At 40.9% G+C, this 22,270-nt stretch carries 31 protein-coding genes and 1 pseudogene; 21 read left to right on the forward strand and 11 right to left on the reverse strand.

Going from position 1 to position 22,270, the window contains the following annotated elements; translation table 11 throughout:
- Positions 1–13 precede the first annotated feature (13 nt).
- Positions 14–187: pseudogene (locus KR50_RS18700) on the forward strand (cell division protein FtsQ); the annotation flags it as partial.
- Positions 188–195: 8 nt separating this feature from the next.
- Positions 196–480: a hypothetical protein gene (locus KR50_RS04825; RefSeq protein WP_041055515.1), complete on the forward strand. Its 285-nt coding sequence runs from the start codon at positions 196–198 to the stop codon at positions 478–480.
- 22 nt (positions 481–502) lie between these two features.
- Here the strand turns inward: KR50_RS04825 and lepB are convergent, their stop codons facing one another.
- Positions 503–1,030: a signal peptidase I gene (gene lepB / locus KR50_RS04830; RefSeq protein ID WP_041055518.1), complete on the reverse strand. Its 528-nt coding sequence runs from the start codon at positions 1,028–1,030 to the stop codon at positions 503–505.
- Between the two features lie 188 nt (positions 1,031–1,218).
- On the opposite strand from lepB, the gene KR50_RS04835 reads away from it, so the two are divergent.
- From KR50_RS04835 to KR50_RS04845, 3 genes are read left to right on the forward strand one after another with little or no spacing between them, the layout of a single operon-like run.
- Positions 1,219–1,590, forward strand: coding sequence for a group-specific protein (locus tag KR50_RS04835; protein WP_156969458.1), 372 nt, complete (start codon positions 1,219–1,221; stop codon positions 1,588–1,590).
- Between the two features lie 16 nt (positions 1,591–1,606).
- Complete coding sequence (locus KR50_RS04840) at positions 1,607–2,122, forward strand: RNA polymerase sigma factor (RefSeq protein WP_041055772.1); 516 nt, start codon at positions 1,607–1,609, stop codon at positions 2,120–2,122.
- Positions 2,103–2,354, forward strand: coding sequence for a hypothetical protein (locus tag KR50_RS04845; protein WP_041055524.1), 252 nt, complete (start codon positions 2,103–2,105; stop codon positions 2,352–2,354). The genes KR50_RS04840 and KR50_RS04845 overlap by 20 nt, the downstream gene beginning before the upstream one ends.
- Positions 2,355–2,719: 365 nt before the next feature.
- On the opposite strand, the gene KR50_RS04850 is transcribed toward KR50_RS04845, so the two are convergent.
- Positions 2,720–3,460 (reverse strand): TraR/DksA C4-type zinc finger protein, encoded by a 741-nt coding sequence (locus tag KR50_RS04850; RefSeq protein ID WP_041055527.1) that lies wholly within the window; start codon positions 3,458–3,460, stop codon positions 2,720–2,722.
- A gap of 168 nt (positions 3,461–3,628) precedes the next feature.
- On the opposite strand from KR50_RS04850, the gene KR50_RS04855 reads away from it, so the two are divergent.
- Positions 3,629–4,471 (forward strand): aldo/keto reductase, encoded by an 843-nt coding sequence (locus KR50_RS04855; protein WP_041055529.1) that lies wholly within the window; start codon positions 3,629–3,631, stop codon positions 4,469–4,471.
- 112 nt (positions 4,472–4,583) lie between these two features.
- Here KR50_RS04855 and KR50_RS18420 read toward each other — a convergent pair whose 3' ends face one another.
- Together KR50_RS18420 and KR50_RS18425 are read right to left on the reverse strand one after the other, a co-directional pair.
- Positions 4,584–4,778 (reverse strand): hypothetical protein, encoded by a 195-nt coding sequence (locus KR50_RS18420; RefSeq protein WP_156969459.1) that lies wholly within the window; start codon positions 4,776–4,778, stop codon positions 4,584–4,586.
- Between the two features lie 258 nt (positions 4,779–5,036).
- Positions 5,037–5,186: a hypothetical protein gene (locus KR50_RS18425; RefSeq protein WP_156969460.1), complete on the reverse strand. Its 150-nt coding sequence runs from the start codon at positions 5,184–5,186 to the stop codon at positions 5,037–5,039.
- A 204-nt stretch (positions 5,187–5,390) separates the two neighbouring features.
- On the opposite strand from KR50_RS18425, the gene KR50_RS04860 reads away from it, so the two are divergent.
- The 6 genes from KR50_RS04860 (at position 5,391) to KR50_RS04885 (ending at position 9,512) form a co-directional block, all read left to right on the forward strand.
- On the forward strand, positions 5,391–6,080 hold the full coding sequence (locus KR50_RS04860; protein ID WP_041055532.1) for a Na-translocating system protein MpsC family protein: 690 nt from the start codon (positions 5,391–5,393) through the stop codon (positions 6,078–6,080).
- Between the two features lie 81 nt (positions 6,081–6,161).
- Positions 6,162–6,863: a DUF2294 domain-containing protein gene (locus KR50_RS04865; RefSeq protein WP_041055535.1), complete on the forward strand. Its 702-nt coding sequence runs from the start codon at positions 6,162–6,164 to the stop codon at positions 6,861–6,863.
- A 142-nt stretch (positions 6,864–7,005) separates the two neighbouring features.
- On the forward strand, positions 7,006–7,818 hold the full coding sequence (locus tag KR50_RS04870) for an inositol monophosphatase family protein (protein ID WP_041055538.1): 813 nt from the start codon (positions 7,006–7,008) through the stop codon (positions 7,816–7,818).
- 13 nt (positions 7,819–7,831) lie between these two features.
- A complete protein-coding gene (locus KR50_RS04875; RefSeq protein WP_041055541.1) occupies positions 7,832–8,359 on the forward strand; it encodes a GNAT family N-acetyltransferase in 528 nt (175 codons plus the stop codon).
- Positions 8,360–8,385: 26 nt separating this feature from the next.
- Complete coding sequence (locus KR50_RS04880; protein ID WP_041055544.1) at positions 8,386–8,949, forward strand: phosphoglycerate mutase family protein; 564 nt, start codon at positions 8,386–8,388, stop codon at positions 8,947–8,949.
- Positions 8,950–8,978: 29 nt separating this feature from the next.
- Positions 8,979–9,512, forward strand: a complete 534-nt coding sequence (locus KR50_RS04885; protein WP_041055546.1) for a GrpB family protein — start codon at positions 8,979–8,981, stop codon at positions 9,510–9,512.
- 78 nt (positions 9,513–9,590) lie between these two features.
- Here the strand turns inward: KR50_RS04885 and KR50_RS04890 are convergent, their stop codons facing one another.
- The gene (locus KR50_RS04890) at positions 9,591–10,562 is read right to left on the reverse strand and encodes a cell wall-binding repeat-containing protein (protein WP_052476787.1); all 972 of its coding nucleotides are present in this window, start codon (positions 10,560–10,562) and stop codon (positions 9,591–9,593) included.
- Positions 10,563–10,762: 200 nt separating this feature from the next.
- On the opposite strand from KR50_RS04890, the gene KR50_RS04895 reads away from it, so the two are divergent.
- The 3 genes from KR50_RS04895 to KR50_RS18430 all read left to right on the forward strand — a co-directional run bounded on the left by KR50_RS04895 (position 10,763) and on the right by KR50_RS18430 (position 13,020).
- Complete coding sequence (locus tag KR50_RS04895) at positions 10,763–10,981, forward strand: hypothetical protein (RefSeq protein WP_041055548.1); 219 nt, start codon at positions 10,763–10,765, stop codon at positions 10,979–10,981.
- A gap of 177 nt (positions 10,982–11,158) precedes the next feature.
- Positions 11,159–12,580, forward strand: a complete 1,422-nt coding sequence (locus KR50_RS04900) for a DUF2254 domain-containing protein (protein WP_052476789.1) — start codon at positions 11,159–11,161, stop codon at positions 12,578–12,580.
- Positions 12,581–12,852: 272 nt separating this feature from the next.
- On the forward strand, positions 12,853–13,020 hold the full coding sequence (locus tag KR50_RS18430; protein ID WP_156969461.1) for a hypothetical protein: 168 nt from the start codon (positions 12,853–12,855) through the stop codon (positions 13,018–13,020).
- Between the two features lie 68 nt (positions 13,021–13,088).
- Here the strand turns inward: KR50_RS18430 and KR50_RS04905 are convergent, their stop codons facing one another.
- From KR50_RS04905 to KR50_RS04920, 4 genes are read right to left on the reverse strand one after another with little or no spacing between them, the layout of a single operon-like run.
- Complete coding sequence (locus KR50_RS04905) at positions 13,089–13,409, reverse strand: spore coat protein (protein ID WP_041055550.1); 321 nt, start codon at positions 13,407–13,409, stop codon at positions 13,089–13,091.
- A gap of 13 nt (positions 13,410–13,422) precedes the next feature.
- Positions 13,423–13,611: a hypothetical protein gene (locus KR50_RS04910; protein ID WP_041055552.1), complete on the reverse strand. Its 189-nt coding sequence runs from the start codon at positions 13,609–13,611 to the stop codon at positions 13,423–13,425.
- A gap of 23 nt (positions 13,612–13,634) precedes the next feature.
- Positions 13,635–13,910, reverse strand: coding sequence for a spore coat protein (locus KR50_RS04915; protein ID WP_041055554.1), 276 nt, complete (start codon positions 13,908–13,910; stop codon positions 13,635–13,637).
- A 12-nt stretch (positions 13,911–13,922) separates the two neighbouring features.
- The gene (locus tag KR50_RS04920; RefSeq protein WP_041055556.1) at positions 13,923–14,138 is read right to left on the reverse strand and encodes a hypothetical protein; all 216 of its coding nucleotides are present in this window, start codon (positions 14,136–14,138) and stop codon (positions 13,923–13,925) included.
- 142 nt (positions 14,139–14,280) lie between these two features.
- On the opposite strand from KR50_RS04920, the gene KR50_RS04925 reads away from it, so the two are divergent.
- Entirely contained in the window at positions 14,281–14,973 is a 693-nt protein-coding gene (locus tag KR50_RS04925; RefSeq protein ID WP_052476791.1) for a DUF421 domain-containing protein, read from the forward strand.
- Positions 14,974–15,011: 38 nt separating this feature from the next.
- On the opposite strand, the gene KR50_RS04930 is transcribed toward KR50_RS04925, so the two are convergent.
- Entirely contained in the window at positions 15,012–16,850 is a 1,839-nt protein-coding gene (locus tag KR50_RS04930) for a DNA ligase D (RefSeq protein ID WP_041055557.1), read from the reverse strand.
- Positions 16,851–16,961: 111 nt separating this feature from the next.
- On the opposite strand from KR50_RS04930, the gene ku reads away from it, so the two are divergent.
- Positions 16,962–17,801 carry a non-homologous end joining protein Ku gene (ku, locus tag KR50_RS04935; protein ID WP_041055558.1) on the forward strand — a complete coding sequence of 280 codons (840 nt, stop codon included), beginning with the start codon at positions 16,962–16,964 and terminating at the stop codon, positions 17,799–17,801.
- Between the two features lie 66 nt (positions 17,802–17,867).
- Here ku and hmpA read toward each other — a convergent pair whose 3' ends face one another.
- Positions 17,868–19,076: an NO-inducible flavohemoprotein gene (gene hmpA / locus KR50_RS04940; RefSeq protein WP_041055560.1), complete on the reverse strand. Its 1,209-nt coding sequence runs from the start codon at positions 19,074–19,076 to the stop codon at positions 17,868–17,870.
- A gap of 200 nt (positions 19,077–19,276) precedes the next feature.
- Here hmpA and KR50_RS04945 point away from each other — a divergent pair, with 200 nt between their 5' ends.
- The 4 genes from KR50_RS04945 to KR50_RS04960 all read left to right on the forward strand — a co-directional run bounded on the left by KR50_RS04945 (position 19,277) and on the right by KR50_RS04960 (position 22,171).
- Positions 19,277–19,741 carry an RrF2 family transcriptional regulator gene (locus KR50_RS04945; protein WP_041055562.1) on the forward strand — a complete coding sequence of 155 codons (465 nt, stop codon included), beginning with the start codon at positions 19,277–19,279 and terminating at the stop codon, positions 19,739–19,741.
- Between the two features lie 32 nt (positions 19,742–19,773).
- On the forward strand, positions 19,774–20,055 hold the full coding sequence (locus KR50_RS04950; protein ID WP_052476793.1) for a hypothetical protein: 282 nt from the start codon (positions 19,774–19,776) through the stop codon (positions 20,053–20,055).
- Positions 20,056–20,242: 187 nt separating this feature from the next.
- Entirely contained in the window at positions 20,243–21,031 is a 789-nt protein-coding gene (locus KR50_RS17930) for a DUF4362 domain-containing protein (RefSeq protein ID WP_052476795.1), read from the forward strand.
- 93 nt (positions 21,032–21,124) lie between these two features.
- Entirely contained in the window at positions 21,125–22,171 is a 1,047-nt protein-coding gene (locus KR50_RS04960; protein ID WP_041055564.1) for a bifunctional transcriptional activator/DNA repair enzyme AdaA, read from the forward strand.
- Positions 22,172–22,270 lie beyond the last annotated feature (99 nt).

The raw sequence follows: 22,270 nt of genomic DNA on the forward strand, positions 1-22,270 counted from the left end.
TAAATTCAGGATTATGATTTTTATATTGGCAATGTCCCTTTTTGGACTAGCTAATTTATTCACGGGATTGCTACCGGGGTTAACATTTGGCCCAGTGGAATTATCTGTTTCATATTTTGCTTTTATCCCTCTTACTCTTTGTGTTTTGTTTAATCCGCTTTATGCAGCGCTTGGTGCTTCTGTTGGTATGTAAAAATGGAACTGAAGAAAACAGCTTTTGGCAATCGTGATACATTTTTGGCGAAAATGGATCCGCGCATTTTGATTATCTGTTACCTCGCTGTCAGCATCGTTCCATGGTTTACATTTAATGAATGGATTCTGTTGACTCTGGTTCTATTCACATCCATTTTAGCTGTCATTTGCAAGGTAAGTCCGCTGATTCTGGCCTTGCACAGCTTTGGGGTTGTAAGTGAGATTGGGTGGATTACAGTAGTCATGCTAAATAGCCTAACGAATGAAAAGTTGTTCATTCATTAGGCTATTCTTATGTGTCATATAATTATTGAAACCAGTCCATTTCACTAAAAGGAAAAATCCGCACCTTTACTTCTCCCAGTACCGCTTCTTCTGAAATGACGCCATATTCCCGGCTATCCATGCTCTTTCTCCGGTTATCTCCAAGAACAAATAGAGAATTTTCCGGAACTTTAAGATAAAAATCACCTGTTAAAGGTTCATTAAAAAGAAGTTTTTCCTTATTTTGTTCGAGGTAAGGTTCATGATATGGAATTCCGTTAATTGTGAGAATGTCTTCCTTTATTTCAATTTCGTCTCCCGGCAATCCGATTACCCGTTTAATATGCTGATCGGATGAAATCGGAGAGTCAAAAACAATTAAATCAAATGCTTGAATATCACTTATTTTTGAAATGATCACGCGATTTTGATCTTCAAAAGTAGGCTCCATCGAGATGCCTTTCACCATTACAGGTGAAAATAAAAAATGTCTGCATAGTAAAACGACGACGAGAGCCAAAAGGATCGATTTTGTCCATGAGAGCCATTCTTTTTTAGGGCTTTGCTTCAACAAATGTCCCTCCTGTTTATTAATGGGTTAATTTCAGTTAATCGGAAATATATTCTATTGTCAATCTTCATTTCTCAAATAGAGGGTTTTTCCTGCTACTAATTGAATAATTTAAAAACTTAATTTTAAGTGAACCTCTGTTTCCTTTCACCGGTATAAAAAGTAAACAAGCAGAAGGGGGATTTTGCATGGGGGCAGGGTGGATTGTATCACTGATCGTCGTCGGGGTGATGGCGATTGTGATTCTTGCGATTTCCATTCCAATGGACCGCAAACATGTAGTTCGTGAAAATGGAAAAGTTAATTATAAGAAAACGAAAATTTATTTGAGGTGGAATGTGTTTGATACATTAACGCTCAGTTTATCGATTTACGCCATTATCTGTGTGCAGGCGTTGAACCTTTTAGTGTCCAATGGACAGTCTGTGGAAAATGTATATGTACAGTTTTTTACGAATCAGGCACAGGTCTGGACACTGCTAAGCATCCTTTATCTGATCAGCCGTGTAACGATTACGCTGAAAGCAATAAAAGCGATCTTGGGAGAGGACCTTGTTTGAACGTGCAGATGAGCTGATGATTGCTTATCAGCAAGGTGACATGGACGCGCTGGATCAGCTCTATCTGCTTTTAAAAGGACCGATTTATTCATTTGTTTACAGGTACAGCAGAGACGAACAGCTAAGCATTGATATTGTTCAGGATACTTTTATTAAACTGCATCGATCTAAACATTTATATGAGAAGGAAAAGGGGAAGATTAGCTCCTATTTATATCAAATTGCCTATCGGTTGATGGTTGATAAGCTAAATCGGAGAAAAAAGTGGAGGTCATTTCTTCCTTTTTTAACATCAGTAGATCAAAAAGAGGTGGATCTTGCCGACAGGATGAGTGTCCGTGAAGCAATTGCTGCGTTGTCAGATGTCCACAGACCAATCGTGCTGCTATTTTATTACCATGATCTGACACATGAAGAGATTGCCAATGTGCTTAATATTCCAAAAGGAACGGTGAAATCCCGATTGCACTATGCAATCAAAAAACTAAAAGAAGAACTGGGCGGTGAAGAAAATGTCTCAAGATCCCTTTAAAAATGAACGTTTTTTACAATCAAAGCTGGATGAATATCATGTCAACGTACCGGACATCCCGCTGTACCTCCGCAAAAAAAGGTGGGAAAGATTCATAAATTACCTGGCTTCTCCGGCGAAAAACCCTATGGAGCCAATGGTGTCTACAATAAACGGAATAATGCTTGTTAAAGCAGGACCGGTAGTATGTGGTACAGTGCTGTCTGTTTTGCCGGTGCTGATTTTTGTGTAGTAACACTAACATCAAATCAAAATAACCCAAATAGAGCCGCTTCTTTAAAGATGCAGCTAGTTGGATTTGAATGGAGTGCTTGTCTTCTTTTCTGCGAAATCATATTTAGTTATGCGCGACAGCACTGATTTTAAATACAAGTTCAGGGAATGCCAGACAGTTTACTCCAATCAAGCAGCCGGCAGGACGGAATTGTGAAACATAAAAAAGTATTCCCTGGTTCCTCCTAAGGTGAGAAAGCAAGACACTTTACCTATGCTGGAGTAGGTATGTCAGTAGGGAGATCGCAACCTTCCATTGAAAGCTCAGTGAACCGGTTAAAGAGCCTGTGACACATTTGTCCCAGACCCTTTCACATCGTTTAGTCAATCTGTATACGGTTCTTTTTCTGCAGCAGGCAAATCACCTAGCAGAGACATGATATTTTCCTCGTCCAGAATGTCTTCGTACCGTTCATGCTGTTTGTTTGGATAAATCGTCACATTACCTTCAAGATCTACCCCGACAAAATTTTCGTATTCCTCTGTATAGCCATGATTTTCTTCCCAGTCTGCATACGTATTTTCATACTCTGAAGGAGGAGTTTCCAGGTCGGATGGGGAGTCTGAACTCCCGAATCGTGCAACATCCTGCCAGGAATCTTCTGAATCGTATACGGCGCTTTCCCGTTTTTTGTTGCGCTCGGTTTTTCTGAAATCAGCTGTCAGGATTTGTTCTTCAATAGGCCGATCATCTGAGCGATGTCGGTCCGGTGTATGCGCTAAGCAATATCGGGTGGCTGGCAGGGCTTCAAGTCTTTCATATGGAATTTCCTCTGTGCACGACATGCAGCGGCCATACATTCCAAACTCCATTGCTTGCAGTGCAGCCTGAACTCCTTCCAGTTCCATTCTTTCATGCTCATTTAGGGCAAGGTCTTTTTCTCTTTCATATAATTCAGTTGCGAGATCTCCCGGGTGATTATCATAAGAAGAAAGCTCACCGACAGCGTCCTTCTGGTTTCGCTGCAGATCAAACTGATCACTATGGTTAAAATGTGTTTCCAGTGCTTTTTTTCGTGCAAGAAGCTCGCTTCGCAAAGATTGCAGCTGCTGAACAGTTAACATGCTCCTCATTCCTTTACTATTTCGCTGTTTTCTTAGCGTTTCCTAAACATTGTTTTTAACACATGGAAAAAAGAATGGGATGAGGACAGCGGTTAGAAGTTCGAAAATTTAGAAATATCATGTATTAAAATGATACACTTAAGTCCTAACAGAGAGGGGAGTTTGATCATGAGACAAGCCATTCCAGAAATTACGTTAAATGACGGCATGAAAATGCCAGTCGTTGGGTTGGGTACATATAAGCTAAAAGGAAATGAAGGAGTTCAAGCCATAACGAGTGCCATTGATCTCGGGTATCGTCTGCTTGATTCTGCTTATAATTATGAGAATGAGGGAACGGTAGGAAAAGCGGTTCGGCGCAGTCCGGTTCAAAGGGAGGAACTGATTATTACGTCTAAGCTGCCCGGACGTTATCAGCCATATGATAAGGCAGTGACTGCCATTCAGGAATCACTGTACCGGGCAGGATTGGACTATTATGATTTGTATCTGATTCATTGGCCAAATCCGAAACAGGATCTGTACGTGGAAGCATGGCAGGCGTTGATGGATGCGAAAAAATGGGGATTAATCCGTTCCATTGGCGTATGTAATTTCCTTCCTGAACATATGAGTAGGCTTGAAAAAGAGACCGGTATGCTGCCTAGCGTAAATCAAGTAGAGCTGCATCCTTTCTTTAATCAGGCGGAGCAGAGAAAATGGCATGAAGACAATGGGGTTCACACTCAATCCTGGAGTCCGCTTTCGAGGGCGAGTGATGTTCTGCATGATGATACGATTCAATCAATCGCTTATACGCATAATAAAACGGTTTCTCAAGTTATTTTACGCTGGCATTATCAGCTTGGCGCGATCACCATCCCGAAATCTTCTTCCCCCATCCGACAGCTCGAGAACCTCTCTATTTTTGATTTCTCGCTGAATGAAGAGGAAATGGACCGAATCCTGGCGCTTTCGCATGCCGGTGGTAGAATGAACGATCAGAACCCTGCTTTTTATGAGGAGTTTTAAAAAGCCTGTCTTCGTTATGAAAAACAGCTAAATAAAAAAACTGCTCAGGATCAGTAAAATAGACTGATGATCCTGAGCAGTTCACTGTATCGAATTTTCACCGACTCCATCTTTAAGAAGATGAGCTTAATAATTCGCGGCAATGCGGACATTTTGCATAGTGCTCTTCACGTTCAAGCTTGGTAACATACGATAGATTGGTCGTGAATTCCCGCTTTTGTATCGGCGTATCAAAAAAATCGCATTGGGTGCCGGCATGGCTGCTATGATGGATCCGTTTCTTTTTATGATCAATAAAATATTTCATCAATGACCCAATCCTTTCCAATAAAAAAACCGAAAAACCCGCAGCTTGAGCGATGGTTTTTCGGCTTTGCCATCGGTTCAAAAGCCCGTGGCATAATACCTGTCTATTTAAAAACGATGTATGTTAAAAACAATTTGTTATAGTTCGTTTACAGGATTGAAAACACAAATGTTTTTCAATTAGTCCAAGTATAAAGGGAAACGGGGATGAAGTAAACCTCGCCCGACACTTCCATTATTTTTAAGCGACAATTTCCGCCTAATGAATGGATCGGAGAGATTTTGTTAATAAACTGATTTGAGCGTCTACCATAATGCTGAATCGGCTTTCTCCAGTAATAGTAGATCTCATTTTCTTCAGCCGGTTCAAATCCCGTTGAAATAAAAATTGTTCGTCATATTTTTTCATTTGAACCTCCTCCTCAATGGTGTTATGCCTCCTATATCCCCGATTTTAAATGAATCAAACAAAATATACGAAAATTCGATTTTTTCTTTATTGATTTCCTCATAGTATGGAAAATAGGACGCACAGAGCTTATACTAAATAAAACTTTGTAGATGCAACGTGATGCATGTTAGCGTATATCTTTTAGTAAGAGGAGTGGGTTTTATGTCAGATTTGAGCCAATCAAGCATATCTTTTTTTATCGATGAGTTTTTTGAGAAACATTTTGGTGAAAAGCCCGGCAAATTATCAGTTATAAGCCATTCTCAAAGTATCGTTATTCATCTGGAAGATTTTTTATTAGCAAGTGAAAAAATATTGTTCAAGCAGGGCAATTCGAAGCAGGTACTTGAAACAAGAGATTTTATGATATTCACTTTAAAATCTGAGATTTTACAAGAGCTTGAAAAAATAACAGATTTGCATTTCAGTGAACTGTACGCAGATTGGAATCTTGAAAAGGGGAGCGGGATGCTTTTGGCAGTGACAGATTCCTCTCAAAAAGCGGATCCCCTTCCATGGCCTTCTGATGTAGATGAAGAAACTGTTCGAGAAATTTTCCTTATAAATAGTATTTATACAGAAAAGAAGCCTGATTCAATTCACTACTACTGGCTGAATGATCAATATCTTTTAATTGAGCGTTCAGGCATTCTGGTTGATATCGAAAAAGAACTAATAAAAAACGGCAGTGAAGAACAACTGAGATTGGCAAAAAGACCCATGGAACATCGGATTTTTAAGCTGTTTAATATAGTTGGGTCATTAAATAGGGCTGTTATAGAATTATTTGCTGACTGGGATTTTCATAAAGATAAAGGCTATCACGTACTGGTTTTAAAACAAATAGAATAAAGATTTTCGCTCTTCATATTCCTGATCAATGGTTCTGCTCGAAATGAGAACGGCTAGTGAATCGGAAAGGGGATTAATTGTATGCCTGTCGGAAAAACAATCCAGCAAGAAGTGAGCGGATACATCTCCACCCTCCTGCGAGATCATTTTGGAAAAGGTCCCAAATCCGTTTATGTGACACTAAAACATCCATTCATTACCATTCACTTCCGCGGCTTTATTGCACCAATGGAGAAAGTCCTCCTTCAACGGAATGAATGGAAAAGGGTGTTGGAAATTCGCGATTTGCTTGTTGAAAAGCTTAAGGAAGATGTCGTAGAAGAACTTCAGAAACTAGCTGATTTAAACATTGAAGAGTTTTATGCTGACTGGAATCTGAAGCATGAAAGCGGCTTATTTATCGGAGTGATGAAAGGCAGAGCTGAAGAGAAAGACTTCGAAGGACCTCCTTCTATTGATAAAAAGGCTTTTGAACAAAGAGTTCGAGATGCGACTGAAAAAGCACAGAAGGTTCCAGGCAGAGTGGACACGTATTGGTTAAGTGAACGTATGATTCTAGTGAAGAGAACGGACATTCTTGTTGGCATTGAAAAAGCCCTCATCAAAGAAGGATACTCAGAGGTTTTAAAGCTTGCGAAACGGCCAATGGAACGCTCTCTCCTAGAAGCTGCTGATTTAGGCGAGACACTCCATAGAAACATTGTAGAAATCTTTTTAGACTGGGATTTTATTAATGACTTTGGCTATGTTGGGCTGATTCTGGAGCCGCAAAAAGATTCATGAATGAGACAGACGTACTTAGATCAGCAGGGCGTCTTTTTTATCGTATTGAAAAAAGTGCTATTGGACTTTTTTTGTGGTGCAGATGGACGTCTGACTGAGCAATTACATGAGCTATATTAACGTTTGAAACTGGGGGGTTCACATGAGAACGCTATTAATCGATGCAAAAAAAGTGGCAGAACAAGCCGTAAGGGAAGCAGGTGCGTCAATTAAAAGCCTGTTTGATCAGGCGATACAGATCCATGAAAAAGATGAGTTTGGAGATCTGGTGACAGAAGCCGATTTTCTGGCAGAAAAAATAATAGTAGAAAAAATTGGAAAAGTCTTTCCTGATCACCAAATTCACAGTGAAGAAGCAGGGGATAATGGACTTGAAAGTGATTGGCTGTGGCAAATTGATCCATTGGATGGCACGAATAATTTTGCAATGGGGTTTCCTGTTTTTTCAGCTTCTGTTGCACTGCTGTATAAAAGGGAACCCGTCCTGGGAGTTACTTATGAACCAATGGCAGATCGTTTATATACAGCTGTTTTAGGTGAGGGAACCCTTTGTAACGAAAAGCGGATAGAGATGAATAGAAAGCCTGACATGTCTCGGTTAACTGTGGCGTGGATCCAGGGTCACCAGGTACAAAACGAAGAAAAAGCTGTGAAGTTAAGACATTATATAGATGTGACATGTAAACGAATGATCCGGCTATGGGCCCCAACATTGCAGTGGGCGATGCTTGCCAAAGGGGACATCGATGGAATTGTTTTATATAACTCTGAAGGTGATGATTTATATGGGGGGTTATTGATGGTGAAGGAAGCCGGAGGAATTATTTTTGATTTTAGCGGGAAGGAGTTCCAGGGGATGAACAGCGAGCCTTATTTAATTGCATGCCATCCTGAACAAAAGGAAGCGTTTTTAAAACTGGTACAGGACGGACTTCGCGGGTTTAATGCACAATGATAGAGGTGATCTCATGACTGCAGGGAAAGAAAAAATTATAATCCGAACTGGAACGTTAGAGGATGCGCAGCCTTCTTTTGTATTACAAAGAGCTGTCGTGTCAGAAATGGATTATTTAGTGACGGTGCCTCAAGAGCTTTCAGCTGACCCCGACCGTCACATTCAATGGATTCAAAAAATAATGAACCATGACAGAGAGACATTTATTGTGGCAGAAGTTAATGGCGAACTCGCCGGCTGGATTATCTTTCAATCACCGGATAGAAAGCGACTGGCTCATACGGGCTCACTTGGGATGATGGTGGACCCTGCGCATAGAGGAAAAGGCATTGGCAGGCTGCTGATAAATGACCTGCTGAAGTGGGCAGAAAGCAATGATGAAATTATGAAAGTGAGTCTGAGTGTATTTTCAGACAATCATCGTGCCATCTCCCTTTATAAAAGTGCGGGATTCAAAGAAGAAGGACGTAAGGTTAATGAAATACAGCGCAATGAAAATGAATATATCGATGATGTGCTGCTTTATAAAATGGTCTGGTGACATTCCGTACATACAGGGGAATCTAAATGAACATTCATCTAATAAGGCACGGGAAATCGACACTTGCAGACACAAAACATATGACTCAAACGGAGTTCAAGGCCTGGTTTGAACAATATAATACTGCGGGTGTCAAAGAAGAAAAACGATATCCTTCTTTGACTGTCAAACAAATTTCTCTTGCTAATGCAGTGCTGACAAGCCATTTAAACCGGACAATTGAATCAGCGGAATTTTTGAATGCTGATGTTCTTATATCTGACTCCTTGTTTCGTGAGGTGGACATTCCGTCATTGCCGTCTGCGTTTGACAGGATACAATTAAAAGCACATGTCTGGGCAATGATTCTGCGTTCTTTATGGTTCATGGGGTATTCACGGGAGTGTGAATCGCTGAAAGAAGCAAAAATCAGAGCAAAAGCGGCAGCCCAAAAGCTGATTTCATACGCACAGGAACACGAGGAAGCAGCCCTTGTCGGACATGGATTTTTCAATCGATTGATAGCAAAAGAGCTTCAGGCAGCCGGGTGGCAAGGAAAAACAAGATCAAGTCTCCGTCACTGGAGATGCTCCACGTACTCTAATTATTAGAGCAATGTTTTAAAAGGAGCGGAAGATAAATGAAGTCTGACATAATTACGATTGAAGCATACAATCCAAAGTGGAAAGAATCTTTTCAACAGCTAAAAGAAGTGATTGGAAGCAAGCTCGGAGACCTTATTTTACGGGTGGAGCATGTAGGCAGCACATCTGTAGAGGGGTTAAGCGCAAAACCGCTTATTGATCTTGACGTTGTAATTCCCAATCGAAAAGTGCTTCCGGAAGTGATTGAAAAACTTTCAGAGATTGGCTATTTACACGTAGGGGATCAAGGCATCAAGGGACGCGAAGCCTTTAAGCGGGCAAATTCAGCCGTTCCATTAGATGAAAAACATACCATGTGGATGGCTCACCATTTGTATGTCTGTACAGAGGATAATGAGGAATTAAAACGCCACCTTGCTTTCCGTGACTACCTGCGCGCGAATCCGGATACCTGTCTGGCGTATGAAAAACTTAAACATGAGCTTGCCGGTACGTCCCCGGATCGCGATGCTTATACTGACGGAAAAGAGGCGTTTGTTCTCTCTATTTTGCAAAAAGCTTTAAAATAATAGCAGAGTAAATTAAAGATTCTATAAAAAAAACCCGGCTCCATAAAAAAACAGGAGTGCCGGGTTTTAATTCTTCTATTATTGGATCAGCTTATTAATGGTGCTATCAGGCAGCACACCTTTGCCTCCGACGATGATATACTCATCAACGTAAGGTCTATACTCTTTGATCGTCGATTTCGTCGTTGGTTTAGGAGAAACAGGATCTGTCAAAATCACCCCGTTAAAAGTAGCAGCTGCGAAAGCAGAAGCTGATAAAGCGTCTGGGAAGTTCTTTCCAGTTGCGATAAATGGATAATCCATATCAAGAATTTCTGCATCCGCAAAATACGAAATGATCTCACTGTTTGTCTCATATCGATCTGCACCGCTTAAGCGTTCAGGATCTGGAAGTGACGACATAACCTTCTTAGAGATTACACCTTCTCCACCAATAACAAATGAGAAGTTCTCCGAGCCTAGTGTTTTTACATAGTCTTTTACTGAGTTAGGAAGCTCATTCTTTTTTGTTAATAGAATAGGCGTCTCAAGTATAGCAGCAACAGGCGCAATAGAGAGAGCATCAGCAAAGCTTTGTCCAGCTGCAACTACGATCCCCTCAGATGATCCGATTTTTTTGGCAATCTTCACCGAAGTTTCGTATCGGTCCGCACCGCTTATTCTCGTAATCTTCGAAACACCCAATCCTTTCAGCTGTTTTTCAACTTCTGCAGAAATAATGGATATACCGCCAATGACATAAACTTCTTTTACACCTAAACGCGTGATTTCTTCTTTAATGCTTGCAGGCAGAGATTTTCCTGTAGTTAATAAAAGTGGAGCGTCATATTTATAGGCTAATGGTGTTGCACTAAGAGCATCCGGATAATTACTTCCAGTGGCAAGTACGGCTATATTGGATGTTTCCCAACCTTCATAAGATAGGTTCGCAGATGTTTCGTAGCGATCCATTCCTGAAATCCGGTAAGTAGACGGACCTTCTTCAGCGTAAGCTTGACTTACCGGAAAACTAAGTGCCAATAACAGAGATAGGGCAATTGATTTTTTCACTTAAAATTGTTCCTCCTAGAATATATTTCTAATAACCTCCTGAATTATACTTTTTCGGGGGTATATTTATCTATAAGTCGTTAGGCCTGTTTTTCTTATTTTTAGATCGAATTATAGTAATAAAATTAAAAGACATTTTTTACATTTTAAAAAACTTTTCACTATAGTGCCCCGTCTAACTTAGTAAAAGGGGAGCGAGTGTGGAGAAGCTGAGCGCAGCAATGATGGAAGCAGAAGAAAAAGAAATATTGATTGATGACCTCATGAATCACTACGGACAGGATGCTACACCTTTTTGCATTCTCTTGAACAAAAAAAGATTATCCAGGCTTACATCTGATTCTGTATGGGAACCTTGTAAAGCACGGATAATAAGAATACCGGCGGCAAAAAATTTCGGCACCACTGTTAAATTGTAAGCAGCGGTAAGAAAACGTCCGTCTAGAACGCAAAATTCGGTTAAAAGAGGTTTGGGACACTTTGTCTCAGCCTTTTTTATGGTAATTTCAATAAGTTTGGGATTTTCAGTTATATTGTTTAGGGAAAAGGGTAGTAAAAGGTGACTTGAATATAAATGAGATAAAGGAAGTGAAATTATGGGATCTCAATTAAAAGAAAATATAAAGTGGTACAGGCAGATGCCAAAAGAAGAAAAATGGCTTTATAAATATTCAAACTTATGGATGACGCCTTTAAAATATACAGTCGTTTCACTTTTATTGTTTGGGTTAACGGTGTGGCTTGATCTGTGGCAGAATTATGGGAGCAAGATGCCGCTAGTTCAGCCTGACTATCAGCTGACAACGACCATTTTAAGCTCTTTGACGACTGGCCTGCTCTCTCTTACTACTTTTACTTTTTATGGTGTATTGACTGCACTGACAACATTTTCAAGCATGTTTTCTCCGAGGATATTGCGGAACTTCATGGTGACAAAAAAAACCCAGCGAACCCTCGGGATTTTCATCGGCAGCTTTCTTTATGTACTTCTTTGTCTCCTGTTTCTAACAGAGGAAACAAGTTACTTTTTTATTCCGGTCACAGCGACTTTTCTGGCTGTCTTTGCATTAGGATCTTTTGTCGTTTTCGTCAATCATATTATTAATTGGCTGCAAATTACGAATATGACGATCGATATGAAAAAAGAATCCATGAGGATTATTGGCAAATCGGCTGTAAGCGAACTCGACGTGAATCAGTTAGAAGCAGGTGCCAAGATCGAAGACCAGCTGCCAAAGAAAAAAGGCATGCCTATCTTACTAAAGGAATCCGGCTATTTGCAATCTATTAATTTTAGAGAGTTATTTGAGCAGTCGCAGAAGGATGGAATTTTAGTTCGTCTTGAGCATAAGGTAGATAACTTTGTCTTTGCTTATTCCCCGGTTTTGACGTATTGGAAAACCGAAGACAGTACAGAAGAACTGGATGAAGAAAAATACGTAAATATGTTTCATATAGGAAAAAAACAGCGGGAGCTTCACGATATTGAATACAGTTTAAATAAATTTGTCGAAATTGCCATTCGTGCACTTGGTAATGATGATCCGAGAACGGCATCTGGAACGCTGTATCAGCTTGGTGATCTGCTGATTAATATTTCGCAGAATGAATGTTTTACATCCTACTTAGTGGATGATGAACAAAAGCTTCGCGTCATGATAAAAAGTCTTAATTTTGATGATTATCTGCATATCTCCTTTGCCTCCATCCGGCAGTACGCGGGGCAAAATATCGTGGTCACAATTGAACTGCTTGCCGTCATGCAAGCAATCGCCAAAGGGGTCAAGGAACGGGATCATGATTCAGTTTGGAATTTTGTCGAGTACATTGTAAAGGGATTTGATTATCAATACCTCCACCGCCTGGATCGCAGAAGGTTTTATGAGATCCTCCAGGAAATTGCGAGTGTAACGGGATATACCTCGCAGTACTCCAAACTGGCTGACAAATCGCTTGCCCATTTGACCGATGATGATGAAATAGAAGATGCGAAAAAATATATTGGAACACTGGAATAAGCATAAGTCTGTGGGGAGTTTCCTCACAGGCTTTATTTAATAGCAGGATGGATTGATCACTCTGCCCTATTTTAACATTTAAAAATTTCTGCATTTTGGAATCCACCCGATATAAAATGAGCGCTGGATAACAAAGGCAGAGTTAAAATCCTTATGCGATCTTTAACTAAAGGGTTCGGTAACAAGGTCAATTTAAAATAGGCTGGTTATCATTTATAAACTTATAAATCTCCACTCAGTTGGTTATATTACCGAGGTGGAGGTGAGACCTAATGAACAACAAACAAAACAACCAAAACGAAAACAAACAACAGCCACAGCGCAATAAAAACCAAGATGCTCAACGCAAAAACGCGAACAACGAGCAGTATCAAACGGAATTTGGCACAGAAATGAACGCAGAACAAGCAAAAGCAAAAAGAAATCAAAAAGATTGCTAATGACAAAAATCCTTGTTCCGTTTGGCGGAACAGGGATTTTTTTATTTAGGCAGTCTCCAGAGAATGGGTTAACTTCCGTGTGCAGAGTCCTGCTTGTAGCCAATTTCCAGAGCGGCATCCATCATTTTTTGATCCGTTTTAAATTGTGCTGAGGTGTTGTGGGGGTAGTAATAACCGCTGTCAATCATATAGTTGGTTAATTCATAATGGAATGCGATTTCTTCTTCTAACTGCTTGCTCAATATGGCTCGTATAACAGGTGAGGCCGTTTCTGTAATCGCAAGTGCGTAGGTTTTGACGCCTGTTTTAGCAGCAATCAGCATATCACTAGCGATCACCTGGTCAGTCATGGGTGACATGCCGGATAGTTTTTCAAAAAGTGAATTCATTTTCCTGCCTCCCTTAATGTAAATGCTTTCGGAGCTCTTCAATTTGACGGATCGACATTGTTACGTCCTGCTGCATCAATTCCTTCAATAAAGGGTCAGATACCAGCCCCTGCATAACAGAGTACTTGGTTAAACATAAACTTTTAAAGGTCAGCAGCTCATGAATTTCGAGCGATTCATGTATTCCTAAAGATTCATTCACAATCGAACACCTCTCTTTTTTCCTTACTCAAATGACTTCACTGCACGTTCTGCGTAGTCCACATCTTTTTTCAGCTGCGCTGGTACATTATAGGCATCGTAAATTCCTCTATCCTGAAAAAAAGTATACATTTTCTCATGGTGAGCAATGGCTGCCTTTAGTTCGTTTACTAAAAACTGGTGAATTTCCTCTGTTGCTGATTCTGTAATGGCAGCAGCCAGTTCTTTTATCGAGGCTTTTACTTCAAACAGCATATCCGCAGCAATTGCATGGTCGGCTTTACTCAATTCATTTTCCATATTTGCTCCTCCTTATTGCGTCATTCGGGTGGCAGATGCTGAAATAAATTCATTCATCTTATCTATGGAAACAGTCAACTGCAGGATGGATTCCTCTGCCAGTTTTTTTAAGTCCTCATCTTTAATCACCTGTACGCGTTGTTTTGCTTCACTTAAGCAGGACCAGTTAAAATTCAAGAGCTCTCGCAGATCCACGATTTCATGAACACCGTAGCGGCTGTTTTTCACTTCATCACCCCCTCAAAACACCTTGTTAGGGTTTGTGGAGAAAGAAAAAAATATACTTCTGCAAAGGAGTAAACAGAAGGTGTATTTCTTTCTTTTGCGGTCATACTAAACCCAACGATGTGCTCGATACGAGGTGGGGCGAATGAATTTTCTAACAGAATACCTGGTGATTCCGTTTATTGTATTTATTGTTGCCTATCTTTGCATGAGGGGAATGGGGAAAAAAGCAGCAAGTGAAATGTCCGGCATAGACTTAATGATTGTCATGATTGTTGGTACAACTATTTCAGAACCCATTGTGACGGAGAAAATCGGCACGGCTATCTGGTACTCCGTTCTTATTGTTCTATTTTATATTCTCTACAGCTATCTGGAGCTGGCCAATTTTTTTAAAAGGTGGATTACCCCTACGCCAACCATCTTAATTGATCAAGGAGAAATAATAAAAACAGGGATGAGAAGGGAACGAATTGAAGTAGAAGAGCTTATCGCTCAAATGCGGATCGAAGGGTACACGGAGATTAATGAAATTGCGAGGGCTACGATGGAACAGACAGGGGAAATCAGCTTTATTCCAACCGAAAAGGCAAGACCGCTTCAGGGGAGTGATCTGAAGCTTGATTTAACCCCGACTTATATTCCGATTCCGCTAATCATCGATGGATCCGTTCAAAAAAATAATCTTCATTATATAAATAAAGATTTGTCGTGGCTTGAAGCCCAGTTGAGACCGCACAACTTAGAAGTTCAGGCGTTGGATTCCATCATGCTGGCCACATACAACGTTAATGGATTCCTGGATTTGTACCGCAGACAAGACAAGAAAAACGAATAACAGGTCCGCTGCTTGTGTAAAAGGGCAGCGGATCTGTTTTATTTTTTCATTAATTCAGCGAGCTGAGCAAGGATCGATCGGAACGGCTCTTCATTTTGCTGATCTGTCATGTCCAAAAACGGATCACCTTGTTTTTTTAAGCGTTCACGTACAGCCGTAAGGGGAAATTGGTCCGGACGCAGTTTTTCGTTTACTTCATGCCAATGAAGCGGAGTGGCGATAAGTGCCTGCTGATTGCCTCTTGGCGAATAGGGGGCAATAATGGTTTTGCCTTCATCATGCTGAAGATAATCAAGATAAAGTTTGTTGTGGCGGTTTTTTTTCAGTCGTTCAATTGTAAACCAGCCAGGTTCCTGTTCAAGTAAAAACTGGCAGACAAATGAAGTGAATCTTCTCGTTTCCTCATAGGAAAATACATCAGGAGGCAAGGGAAGGTAGATCTGAAGTCCTTTTCCCCCTGACGTTTTTACGTAGGAAACCAATCCAAATGAATCGAAAATGGACTTCATTCGAACAGCTGCTTCCACCGCCAGTGAAAATTCAAGGACTGAAGGGGGATCCAGGTCAAAAACAATTTCAGCCGGCTTTTTTGAATGAATCGTTTGGAAAGGAATGTGAAATTCAAGAGCAAGCTGATTGCCAAGCCAGAGCAGTGTATCCTGGTCATTGCACACTATATAGTCGATGCCATCATCATTTTTTGTCTTAACAAATGGCGGTGCATAATCAGGACAGTTTTTTTGATAAAACTTCTCATCACCTGCTCCATGGGGATAGCGAATCACTGTTAAAAGCCTGTCCCTTAAAAGCGGCAGCAATACAGGTGATGCGAGCTGCAGGTATAAAAGATAATCATCTTTTGTAAGATTCAACTCAGGCCACACCGGCTTTTTAGGATGGGTGATGGCGACTCTTTTTGGAATAGGTAATAGCTGGCGGTGAATGGTTTGCCATGTACAGTCATCAGGCTCTATTTCAAAATTAAAGGAATGAAAGCGCGGTTCTCTTACATGTTTGCCATCAAAGTCAATGCAGTCAATATTGACACAGACTGATGGCGGAAGCGTCCAGATGGTTCCTGGCTGTTTATCTCCTCTGGACTTGAAGAGCTCCTGGAGGGTTTTTTCCTGGTCACTTTCGAGGCCGTGGCGAAATTGAACAATTTCTACCGTCTCATTATCTTTCATCACTGCACCGGTAAAATAACCGTTGTTTTTGTCCCATTGAGTGAGAAAGACCGTGACCGTTCGCCAGTTTTTTTCCTTGAGCCAATGCGTGCTTCGTTTTCCAGCTTCCCATTTACTGGTCCTTTTCTTGGCTATAATTCCTTCACCAAAGTGTTTCAAAACAACTTCCTTCACCTTGTCATACTGGCTGAACGTCTCCATGCACTGAATTTTTTCTTTTTTTCTTATTTGAATAGTTAGTGGAAAAGACAGCTCAGAAAAAAGGTTGTGCATGCGCTCTTTTCGATCTTCAAGCGGTGAGGAAGTAAGGGAATTGCCGCTGCAGGCAAGTAGGTCAAACGCTGCAAAATGACAAGGAAATGCGTGAGCGTGCTGTTGAATAGTTGAAGCGGTTTTCATCCGTCCCCGTGTTTGAACCACTGAAAATTCACTTTTGAATGAATTAACCAGGTGAACCAGTTCCCCGTCCAGCACGATTGGTAAAAAGGGTGTAACCGTATCATACCGGTCTGCACAAAATTGAATCACTTCAGGAAACGTATTACTCAAGTCTTTTTCATTGCGGCTTAAGAGCCTGGGCGTCTTCTCTTCCCAAATCAGCAGGCAGCGAAAGCCGTCATATTTTATTTCATACAGCCAGTCAGGCCCTTTGGAAACGTCCGAAGCAGACGTAATGAGCATGGGTTTCACAGGTACACCGCCTTGTTCGTTTTAAAGTAGGTTTTGATGAAATTGCAGCCTTCATACATAATATGGACCTAAAACCTCCATAGTAAGAAAAAAACAAGCAGGTGAAAAAACATGCATACTGTCTGGAAAGGAAGCATTTCATTTGGGCTGGTCAATATACCAGTCAAGCTTCATACAGCTACTGAAAACAAAGACATTAAATTAAGACAGCTTCATAAAGAGTGTCACACACCAATCAATTATCAAAAGGTCTGCTCCGGCTGTGATCAAGAAGTGAAAAATGAAGACATTGTTAAAGCCTATGAGTACGCGAAAAATAAATTTGTCGTGCTGGATGAAGAAGATCTTGACCAGCTGAAAAAAGAAAATGAAGATAAAGCAGTGGAAATTATCGATTTTGTGAAACTGGAGGAAATCGACCCTATATATTTTGAGAAAAGCTATTTCATGGCACCAGATTCAGGGGGAGGAAAAGCGTACTCCCTTTTAAAGAAAGCGCTGGAGGAGTCTGGGAAAATTGGCGTTGCCAAAATCATTATCCGCTCAAAAGAACAGCTTGCGGTGGTAAGGGTCTATAACGAAACATTGATCATGGAGACCATCCATTTTCCTGATGAGGTACGCAGCTCACATGACGTACCGAATGTACCGGAAGAAGCAAAGATTGTACAAAAAGAACTGGATACAGCTCTGCTTCTGATCGATCAGCTTACAACAGAATTTGATCCTGAGAAGTACACAGACGATTACCGCACAGCTTTGATGGAGCTGATCGAACAAAAGAAAACAGGCAAAAAAACCGTAACGGCAACCGAACGAAAACAGCCCACAACCTCTGCCAATGTAACGGAACTCATGGCGGCGCTTCAAGCATCCGTCGACAAAACCAAAAAGAAAAAAACCGCACCCAAAAAACGTGCAGCTCCTTCAAAAACGAAGAAAAACGCATAAGCTGTTCAATGTGATGCCGGATAAATGAGGAAAACCCGCCTAACTAGTTCAGGCGGGTTTTTCGTATTACATTCCTTTATCCGCAGCTTCCATCAATAAATCCGGACCGAAAAATTCATAATGAATCCGGTCAGATGGAACCCCTAACTGGTTGAGTGAATGTAGTACTGCTTTCATAAAAGGCGGCGGTCCACATAGATAAACCACACTGCTCGTATCGAGGGTTTTCTTTAACAGATCATACGTGACATAGCCTGTGAAATCGCATGCTTCATGTTTTTCTTTATATACAACATAATTTTTACCGTTTGGAAGAGAAGAAACCAGCTCTTTTACTTCTTCGTTAAATGCATGGACCGACTGGCTGCGCGCTGCATGAATGAATGTGACAGGCCGCGTTGGATTGTGCTTAGCGATTGAGTCAAGCATGCTCAGCATTGGTGTCACGCCCACACCGCCGCTGATAAGGATGACAGGTGTTTTTTCTTGCACATCAAGATAAAAGTCGCCTGCGGGTACACTGACCAAAATGGAATCGCCTTCTTTTACGTTGTCATGAAGAAAGTTAGAAACGATTCCGCTTGGTTCACTGTCATGTTCCTTCTTCACTGAAATACGATACTGCTCAGGATTATAGGTTTGTGACAGACTATATTGGCGGTTCATTGTATAACGCTCACCCGGTATTTGAACCTGTACCGTTACATACTGTCCAGGATTATACGCGGGTAAGGATGATTGATCTTTAGTTTCTAAATAAAAGGACGTAATCAAAGAGCTTTCTTTCACTTTTTTTGCAATGATCAGTTCTTTGAAGCCTTTCCATCCGCCAGCTTTTGTTTCCGCAGCGTTGTACATCTCTTTTTCTACGGAAATAAACACATTTGCAATGACTCCGTATGCTTCCTCCCACGCTGATAAAATTTCTTCCGTTGCATCTTCCTTAAGGACCTCTTTAATTGCTTTCAATAAATACTCTCCCACAATAGGATAATGTTCTGGTTTTACTCCCAGGCTTCTATGCTTATGAGCAATTTTTTCAACAGCAGGAAGGATTTTTTCAAGGTGTTCAATATGCAAGGCTGCTGCGTAAACGGTATTGGCCAGCGCGGTTTGCTGGCGTCCTTTTTTCTGATTAGCCTGATTAAAAATGTTTAAAAGTTCAGGATGAGCCTCAAACAGCATGTCATAAAATCGTTTAGTAATAGCAGTTCCCGTGGTTTCTAGTACCGGAACGGTTGATTTAATAATAGTAATATTTTTTTGAGATAGCATGATCTACACTCCTTTTGATAAAAGATATATTTTAAATACATCTTTACTATACGCTTGATTGGAGCAAAAACAATTGCTTTTATCAATCGTTAAGGAAATCGTCACAATTGAAGACTTAATTTAAAAAAGCGTATACTAAAGGGACAATGCACTGCATAGCAATGCAGGCAAATGGACGGACAACGGTAAAGGAGATAAGAATGAGACTGACATTGTATACAGACTACTCCCTGAGAGTCCTAATCTACTTAGCTTCAAAAAAGAACGAGGACCGCGCCAATATACAGGAAATCGCAGATTCTTATCAAATTTCAAAAAATCATCTAATGAAAGTGACCCATGAGCTTGGAAAAATAGGATTAATCGAAACCCTTCGTGGAAGAAACGGCGGAATTCGATTAGCCCAGGAGCCTGCTTCGATTAACATTGGATCAGTCGTAAGGAAAACGGAGGAGGATTTTCATTTGGTGGAGTGCTTCGATAAAGAACGAAACCAGTGTGTCATTTCACCCGTTTGCGGCCTAAAACACGCACTCGCAAAAGCACTTGACGCTTACCTTACCGTGCTCGACAGTTACACACTGCAAGATCTCGTCAAAAATCCCCTTGATCTTCAGGCCTTGTTAGCAGCAGGAAAAGCGGAGCAGGATCCGCCTTCGCATTAAATCAGTAACGCACAAAAGGGACCTTGGTACATATGGACATGAAAATCTATTTATTTCTTTCTTATGCGACTGGAGACGATCCAATTGTGAAAGAATGTCTCAAGAACCGGCTTGAAAAACTATATGATGTAAAACAAATTCATGGAAATGTTCAGTTAATCAAAACAGATGATGACATCTCATTGTTGAAGACGTACCTTGAAGAATGTTTTGAAGAGGAAGGCAGTTATTTTCTTGTTGAAATAGCCGATCAGCCAAACCGCTACTTAAAGCAAATTGATGGTTATCTGGACCGATGGATGAACGATATCTAGAACGTTTAAAACTTGCTGACTCAATAAAAAATTAGAAAGCCTTCGCGAATTTGAGATGCATTCGTGAAGGCTTTCTTGCTGGTATTCAATTTTGCCCTGGCAAAATCACTAAGTTAACTGCTGTCATTTCCTTTTCCTATTGTAACGATCTTTTGCATTACTCGTCTTATGAGTTAGGAGGTGTTTTATGGAAATTTGTAAGGTTATAACAATTGCTTTTGTTGTGATTTTATCAGGGTGCTCTTCAGCAAATGAGAATGATCGCTATGGCGGAGCTGACGTTGACAGGAAGAGGGATGTAATTGAAAGTCATGGTATGATCGAAAATATCAGTCTGCTTAATGACTTCGTAGAACATGTTCAAGCTGGCGAAAAAGATTCACTAAAGATCGTACAGTTTACGACAGAAGGGGATCCGATCTTCTATCAGTTAGACTATGATGAAAATCTGAACTATGCCATTGACACGACAAAGGATTCCTATGGCAGCGGTGAAATAAATGAGTATCAATGTGATTCAATCAAAAAGACAGAAACTAGTATAGAGACATCTTTTACTCTTGAAGGCTGTTCAGGGGGTTCTCAGGAAATATTAACGATCTCACATAATACAGAACAACAGGATTATTTTGAGGTTTCATTGAAAACTTCACAATATGAATTGAATACAGAGCAGCTGGAATGGATTGAAAAGTCTGAAGAGGGCGAAACAGTAACGAGTGATTTTCAACTTTCAACTAAGGATTTGAATGAAATTTACAAAGAGCTTGTCTTTGCCAACTATTTAGAAGAAAAAGCGCTGTCGTCTTCTTGTGATCCGGATGGAACTGATACCTACAAGCTGAAGGTGTGGATTAATAGCGGTGAAAGGGAATTTGAATGGGCAGCATGTGAAAACACTGTTGACAGTAAAGCAATGACTGCAGCAGCTCAGCGGATCATTGAAATAGGGCAAGCAGCTGCTGCTTTTGAATAATGATAAAAATCAATGCCTGATTTTTGGCGATGTACGTTCTTGGAATCCGTTAAACTAAAAGAAAACCGTTACCCGTGAAAGCGAGGGAGTTCAATGGAGACTCTGGAGAGAAAAAGCGAATTTTATCAGGCATTGATTGAAAAAAATAGTGAGTATGAGGGCATCTTTTATGTGGGCGTTAAGACAACTGGCGTCTTTTGCCGTCCTACCTGCCCGGCAAGAAAACCTAAGTTCGAAAACTGTGAATTTTACCAGACAGCAAAGGAAGCGCTGCTTGCTTCTTTTCGACCGTGTAAACGATGCCGTCCGTTGTCACACCCCAATCAGGTGTCTGAAGTTGTTGCAAGGCTTGTAGAAGCAGTGGAATTGAATCCTGAAAAACGTTGGAAAGATTATCACTTTAGGGAAATGGAGGTTGATGAATCGACTGCAAGACGTCAATTTAAGAAACGCTTTGGAATGACATTTGTTGAATATGCCCGGTCAAGAAGAATGGGGATCGCGATGAAACAACTACGCTGCGGGGAAGCGGTGATTGATGCACAGCTTGCAGCAGGTTACGAATCGAGCAGCGGTTTCCGAGATGCATTTTCCAGGATCATGGGGGCTCCTCCTGCTTTGGCTGATAATAAGAACATGTTTAAAGCAGCCTGGATTGACACGAAACTTGGACCCATGATTGCCATTGCCGATGAAAAAGCACTTTGGCTGCTTGAGTTTGTGGACCGGCGGGGACTTGAACGGGAAGTGGAAAAACTGAGGACAAAAACAAAGTCTGCGGTGATTCCTGGCAGCAATTCGATCCTTCAATCAGTGGAAAAGGAACTGCAGGAATATTTTGATGGGAAACGAACGGAATTCAAAACGCCTATCCGTTTGATTGGATCTGATTTTCAAAAAAGTGTATGGCAGAAACTGCGTGTTATTCCTTATGGAGAAACGAAATCTTATTTTGATATCGCTTCTTCTCTGGGAAAACCAACTGCTTTCCGTGCAGTTGCGCTCGCAAACGGTGCCAACCAACTGGCCATCATCATCCCGTGTCACCGCGTCATAAGACTTAACGGAAACTTAGGCGGATATGGTGGAGGGATTTCCCGTAAACAATGGATGCTGGAATTTGAAAAGAAGAATAAATAAGAAATGTAAGAAGTGGGGCCTGACTCCTTTCGTGCTTTTTAAAGGTAGCGCACAGAAGGGGCCAGGACCCTTCTGTGCGTTATTGCATTACCTTGTCAC

It is taken from the genome of Jeotgalibacillus campisalis, from assembly GCF_000829515.1.
In the GTDB taxonomy this organism is placed as follows: Bacteria; Bacillota; Bacilli; order Bacillales; family Jeotgalibacillaceae; genus Jeotgalibacillus; species Jeotgalibacillus campisalis.

Coding starts and splice junctions, on each gene's coding strand:
- KR50_RS04825 (WP_041055515.1), top strand. CDS start 196: ATGGAACTGAAGAAAACAGCTTTTGGCAATCGTGATACATTTTTGGCG.
- KR50_RS04835 (WP_156969458.1), top strand. CDS start 1,219: ATGGGGGCAGGGTGGATTGTATCACTGATCGTCGTCGGGGTGATGGCG.
- KR50_RS04840 (WP_041055772.1), top strand. CDS start 1,607: ATGATTGCTTATCAGCAAGGTGACATGGACGCGCTGGATCAGCTCTAT.
- KR50_RS04845 (WP_041055524.1), top strand. CDS start 2,103: ATGTCTCAAGATCCCTTTAAAAATGAACGTTTTTTACAATCAAAGCTG.
- KR50_RS04850 (WP_041055527.1), bottom strand. CDS start 3,460: ATGTTAACTGTTCAGCAGCTGCAATCTTTGCGAAGCGAGCTTCTTGCA.
- KR50_RS04855 (WP_041055529.1), top strand. CDS start 3,629: ATGAGACAAGCCATTCCAGAAATTACGTTAAATGACGGCATGAAAATG.
- KR50_RS18420 (WP_156969459.1), bottom strand. CDS start 4,778: ATGAAATATTTTATTGATCATAAAAAGAAACGGATCCATCATAGCAGC.
- KR50_RS18425 (WP_156969460.1), bottom strand. CDS start 5,186: ATGAAAAAATATGACGAACAATTTTTATTTCAACGGGATTTGAACCGG.
- KR50_RS04860 (WP_041055532.1), top strand. CDS start 5,391: ATGTCAGATTTGAGCCAATCAAGCATATCTTTTTTTATCGATGAGTTT.
- KR50_RS04865 (WP_041055535.1), top strand. CDS start 6,162: ATGCCTGTCGGAAAAACAATCCAGCAAGAAGTGAGCGGATACATCTCC.
- KR50_RS04870 (WP_041055538.1), top strand. CDS start 7,006: ATGAGAACGCTATTAATCGATGCAAAAAAAGTGGCAGAACAAGCCGTA.
- KR50_RS04875 (WP_041055541.1), top strand. CDS start 7,832: ATGACTGCAGGGAAAGAAAAAATTATAATCCGAACTGGAACGTTAGAG.
- KR50_RS04880 (WP_041055544.1), top strand. CDS start 8,386: ATGAACATTCATCTAATAAGGCACGGGAAATCGACACTTGCAGACACA.
- KR50_RS04885 (WP_041055546.1), top strand. CDS start 8,979: ATGAAGTCTGACATAATTACGATTGAAGCATACAATCCAAAGTGGAAA.
- KR50_RS04900 (WP_052476789.1), top strand. CDS start 11,159: ATGGGATCTCAATTAAAAGAAAATATAAAGTGGTACAGGCAGATGCCA.
- KR50_RS18430 (WP_156969461.1), top strand. CDS start 12,853: ATGAACAACAAACAAAACAACCAAAACGAAAACAAACAACAGCCACAG.
- KR50_RS04905 (WP_041055550.1), bottom strand. CDS start 13,409: ATGAATTCACTTTTTGAAAAACTATCCGGCATGTCACCCATGACTGAC.
- KR50_RS04915 (WP_041055554.1), bottom strand. CDS start 13,910: ATGGAAAATGAATTGAGTAAAGCCGACCATGCAATTGCTGCGGATATG.
- KR50_RS04925 (WP_052476791.1), top strand. CDS start 14,281: ATGAATTTTCTAACAGAATACCTGGTGATTCCGTTTATTGTATTTATT.
- ku (WP_041055558.1), top strand. CDS start 16,962: ATGCATACTGTCTGGAAAGGAAGCATTTCATTTGGGCTGGTCAATATA.
- hmpA (WP_041055560.1), bottom strand. CDS start 19,076: ATGCTATCTCAAAAAAATATTACTATTATTAAATCAACCGTTCCGGTA.
- KR50_RS04945 (WP_041055562.1), top strand. CDS start 19,277: ATGAGACTGACATTGTATACAGACTACTCCCTGAGAGTCCTAATCTAC.
- KR50_RS04950 (WP_052476793.1), top strand. CDS start 19,774: ATGGACATGAAAATCTATTTATTTCTTTCTTATGCGACTGGAGACGAT.
- KR50_RS17930 (WP_052476795.1), top strand. CDS start 20,243: ATGGAAATTTGTAAGGTTATAACAATTGCTTTTGTTGTGATTTTATCA.
- KR50_RS04960 (WP_041055564.1), top strand. CDS start 21,125: ATGGAGACTCTGGAGAGAAAAAGCGAATTTTATCAGGCATTGATTGAA.